Origin of the sequence: Rhodobacter capsulatus, from assembly GCF_005144475.1 — a bacterium.
GTDB lineage: Bacteria > Pseudomonadota > Alphaproteobacteria > Rhodobacterales > Rhodobacteraceae > Rhodobacter > Rhodobacter capsulatus_C.
The window spans coordinates 1-3,077 of the sequence record NZ_SWJZ01000071.1 but is presented as its reverse complement, the minus strand read 5'-3'; the positions used below and the strand labels follow the sequence as shown (position 1 = coordinate 3,077).

Annotated in this window: 4 protein-coding genes; all 4 read right to left on the bottom strand. The window is 68.2% G+C overall.

The genetic code is table 11. The features are described 5' to 3' along the window. Positions 1-103: 103 nt before the first annotated feature. Positions 104-847: a triose-phosphate isomerase gene (gene tpiA / locus FBT96_RS15475; RefSeq protein ID WP_136908180.1), complete on the bottom strand. Its 744-nt coding sequence runs from the start codon at positions 845-847 to the stop codon at positions 104-106. 69 nt (positions 848-916) lie between these two features. Further along, positions 917-1,276 carry a HesB/IscA family protein gene (locus tag FBT96_RS15470; protein WP_136908178.1) on the bottom strand — a complete coding sequence of 120 codons (360 nt, stop codon included), beginning with the start codon at positions 1,274-1,276 and terminating at the stop codon, positions 917-919. Between the two features lie 71 nt (positions 1,277-1,347). Continuing rightward, complete coding sequence (locus tag FBT96_RS15465; protein ID WP_136908176.1) at positions 1,348-2,421, bottom strand: alkene reductase; 1,074 nt, start codon at positions 2,419-2,421, stop codon at positions 1,348-1,350. A 107-nt stretch (positions 2,422-2,528) separates the two neighbouring features. Beyond that, on the bottom strand, positions 2,529-2,894 hold the full coding sequence (locus FBT96_RS15460) for an SUF system Fe-S cluster assembly protein (protein ID WP_136908174.1): 366 nt from the start codon (positions 2,892-2,894) through the stop codon (positions 2,529-2,531). Between the last annotated feature and the right edge of the window lie 183 nt (positions 2,895-3,077).

The window sequence follows — 3,077 nt, the reverse complement described above, 5'->3', positions numbered from 1 at the left end:
AGATAAAGGACGAAACCAAAAGGGCGCCCGGATCGGACGCCCCTTGTGCTTTATCTTGCCCGAAATATCCCGGGGGTCTGGGGGCAGCGCCCCCAGCCTTGCCTCAGGCCGCGTCGAGCGCGCTCAGGATCGCGCCGAAATCGGCGGCCTTGAGCGAGGCGCCGCCCACCAGCGCGCCATCGACGTTCGAGGTGGCAAAGATCTCGGTCGCGTTCGAGGGTTTCACCGAGCCGCCGTACAGCAGCCGCATGCCCTCGCCCTCGGCGCCGAAGCGCGCGACAAGCTCGGCGCGCAGGAAATCGTGGACTTCCGCGATCTGCTCCAGCGTCGGCGTGCGGCCGGTGCCGATCGCCCAGACGGGTTCGTAGGCGATGACCGTGTTCGCCGCGGTGGCGCCATCCGGCACCGAGCCCGCCAGCTGCGCGCCGACCAGCGCCAGCGTCTCGCCCGCGTCACGCTGCGCCTCGGTTTCGCCCACACAGATCACCGCGACAAGCCTCGCGGCGCGGGCGCTCGCGGCCTTGGCCGCGACCATCTCCGAGCTTTCGCCATGATCGGCGCGGCGTTCCGAATGGCCAAGGATCACATGGGAGGCGCCGCAATCGGCCAGCATCTCGGCCGCGATGTCGCCGGTATGCGCGCCCGCGGCCTTCATGTGGCAATCCTGTCCGCCGACCGCGATCTTGCCCGCCGCCGTCGCCACCATCGTCGCGACCAGCGTCGCGGGCGGGCAGAGCAGCACCTCGGATTTCGGATCGGGATGCGCCGCGATCAGCGCCGCCACTTCGGCGAGGCTCGCCTTGGTGCCGTTCATCTTCCAGTTGCCTGCGGCCAATTTTCTGCGCATTCCTGCCTCCTTGCCAAAGTCGGGCGCAGATTAGGCAGGCGCGCGGCCCGTGCAAGCAAGAAATGGGCTTCAGCCCGCGGCTGCGTCGCGGAACTTCACCGATTCGCCGCAACCGCAGCTTTCGACCACATTCGGGTTGCGGAACTTGAAGCCCGATTCGAGCATCGTTTCTTCGTAGTCGATTTCCGTGCCCAGCAGGAACATCTGCGCCAGGGGCGCGATCAGCACGCGGGCCGGGCCTTCCTCGACGACGATATCCATCGGATCGGCCTCGGCGGCGATTTCCATCGTGTATTCCATGCCCGCGCAGCCGCCCTTCTTGACGCCGATGCGAAAGCCTGCCGCGCCTTCGCGCGCCATCAGATCGGCGATCTGCGCGACGGCCGCGGGGGTCAGGGTGACGGGCGGTTTTCCGGGGATGGCGAACATGAGGGGCTCCTTTCGCCTCAAGATAGGCGTGCGGGGGCGGTCCGGCAAGCCTGCCGGGCCGCCCGGGGGGATCAGGGCAGGAAGGGATAGTCGGTATAGCCCTCGGCGCCGCCGCCATACATCAGCGCCAGCCGCAGCGGGTTCCATTCCGCGTCCCGCTCGAGCCGCGCCACCAGATCGGGGTTGGCGATGAAGGGCTTGCCGAAGGCCACCGCCGCCGCCGTGCCTGCGGCCACGGCAGCAAGGGCGCTGTCGCGGTCATAGCCGTTGTTGGCGATGTAGGGGGCGCGGATCGCGGCGCGCAGGGTTTCAAGTTCGCCCGCGGGCCAGTCGCGCGGGCCGCCGGTCTGGCCCTCGACCATGTGGACATAAGCCAGCGGACGGTCGTTCAGCGCCGCGATCGCCGCGCCGAACAGCGCGGGGGTGTCGCTGTCGAGCCCGACATTGTTGGCGTTCGAGAAGGGCGAGAGCCGCACGCCGACCCGCCCAGCACCCCAGACCGCGACGCAGGCATCGACCGCACCCAGAAGGAAGCGGATGCGATTGGCGACCGGGCCGCCCCAGCCGTCGTTGCGGGTGTTCGACGTGTCGCGCAGGAACTGGTCGATCAGATAGCCGTTCGCCGCATGCACCTCGACCCCGTCGAAGCCCGCCTGTTTCGCCAGCTGCGCGGCATGGCCATAATCGAGGAAGGTGCGCTCGATGTCTTCCGCGGTCATTTCGCGCGGCATCCCGGTTTCGACGAAGCCCTTGCCGTCGAAGGTCTTCGAGGCCGCCGACAGCGCCGAGGGCGCCACCGGGGTCTGCCCGTCGATGATCGTCTCATGCGAGACCCGGCCGACGTGCCAGAGCTGGATCACGATCTTGCCGCCCTCGGCATGGACCGCCTCGGTGACCCGGGCCCAGGCCGCCGCCTGCGCTTCGGTGTGGATGCCCGGCGTCCAGGCATAGCCCTGCGCCACGGGCGAGATCTGCGCGCCTTCGGTGATGATCAGCCCGGCGCTGGCGCGCTGGCGGTAATAGTCCACCGTCAGAGCGGTGGGCTGGCGCGCGGGCGCGCGGTTGCGGGTAAGCGGCGCCATCACGACGCGGTTGGCGATCGAAATTTCCCCGAGATGGCCGGGGGAAAACAGGGTGTCGGTCATCTGACCCTCCGTTCAAGAAGGCCCTCAGCCTAAAGGATCGGCGCAAAGGGACAAGGGCGCTGCCGCACAGGGGCCCCGTCTGCTCCGCACAGCCCGGCCCCGCGCCGTCACATGAAGCCGAGTTCGAGCCGGGCTTCGTCCGACATCATGTCCATGCCCCAGGCGGGGTCGAAGGTCATCTCGATCTCGCAGCGTTGCACGCCCTCGACCGCCTCGACCGCGTCTTGCAGCCATTGCGGCATCTCGCCCGCCACCGGACAGCCCGGCGCGGTCAGCGTCATGGTGATGGCGACGACGCCGTCTTCGCCGATCCGGATCGTGTAGATCAGACCCAGATCGAAGATGTTGACCGGAATTTCCGGGTCGAAAACAGAGCGGCAGGCTTCGACCACCGAGGCGTAAAGCGGGTGCTCGATATCGGACGGGGCAATCAGCGGGGCCCCTTCGGGGAGCGCGTGTTCGGTGCTGGTCATGACTCTCTCGGGCTAATTCCTAGGATTTATATAGGGTATCCGGGGGCGAGGTAAAGGCCGATGGTGCGGTGCGACAGGGCCGTGCCAGGTGGGGTTTCGCCGAGGCTTTGCCTCGGCGACCCGGCGGGGGGGGGGGGCGCCCCCCCCCCCCCCCCCCCCGGATGTGATGAAAAAAAAAAACAC